Here is a 635-nt window from a genome sequence, read left to right as displayed (position 1 = left end):
TAGGTCCCGTAGTGTAGCGGTTATCACGTCGCCCTGTCACGGCGAAGATCGCGGGTTCGATTCCCGTCGGGACCGTTAAGATAATGAAAATTATTTTAAGACTCGTTAGCTCAGTTGGTAGAGCAATTGACTTTTAATCAATGGGTCACTGGTTCGAGCCCAGTACGGGTCATATTTTGCGGGTTTGGCGGAATTGGCAGACGCACCAGATTTAGGATCTGGCGCTTTACGGCGTGGGGGTTCAAGTCCCTTAACCCGCATAGAGAATAATAATGAGCCGGCTTAGCTCAGTTGGTAGAGCATCTGATTTGTAATCAGAGGGTCGCGTGTTCAAGTCATGTAGCCGGCATTTTTTTATATAAAGAAAGCAATGCGAACGTAGTTCAGTGGTAGAACACCACCTTGCCAAGGTGGGGGTCGCGGGTTCGAATCCCGTCGTTCGCTTGAGGAGGCCGGGGTGGCGGAACTGGCAGACGCACAGGACTTAAAATCCTGCGATTGGTAACGATCGTACCGGTTCGATTCCGGTCCTCGGCATAGACAAAGGTTGAAAGAAGCACCCTTAGCTCAACTGGATAGAGTACCTGACTACGAATCAGGCGGTTAGAGGTTCGACTCCTCTAGGGTGCATGGTC

General features: G+C 50.7%; 7 tRNA genes. All 7 read left to right on the top strand.

Annotated elements, in window-relative coordinates:
* The first annotated feature begins 2 nt into the window (after positions 1-2).
* The 7 genes from SPADD19_RS10900 (at position 3) to SPADD19_RS10870 (ending at position 630) form a co-directional block, all read left to right on the top strand.
* Positions 3-75, top strand: a tRNA-Asp gene (locus tag SPADD19_RS10900).
* Positions 76-99: 24 nt separating this feature from the next.
* Positions 100-172, top strand: a tRNA-Lys gene (locus tag SPADD19_RS10895).
* 6 nt (positions 173-178) lie between these two features.
* Positions 179-260, top strand: a tRNA-Leu gene (locus tag SPADD19_RS10890).
* A 16-nt stretch (positions 261-276) separates the two neighbouring features.
* Positions 277-349: transfer RNA gene (locus SPADD19_RS10885), tRNA-Thr, on the top strand.
* 23 nt (positions 350-372) lie between these two features.
* Positions 373-444, top strand: a tRNA-Gly gene (locus tag SPADD19_RS10880).
* A 7-nt stretch (positions 445-451) separates the two neighbouring features.
* Positions 452-537 (top strand) — tRNA-Leu (locus SPADD19_RS10875).
* 19 nt (positions 538-556) lie between these two features.
* Positions 557-630, top strand: a tRNA-Arg gene (locus SPADD19_RS10870).
* The last annotated feature ends 5 nt before the right edge of the window (positions 631-635 follow it).

Source organism: Streptococcus parasanguinis, from assembly GCF_001578955.1.
In the GTDB taxonomy this organism is placed as follows: Bacteria; Bacillota; Bacilli; order Lactobacillales; family Streptococcaceae; genus Streptococcus; species Streptococcus parasanguinis_U.
This window is presented reverse-complemented; position numbering and strand designations above follow the sequence as displayed.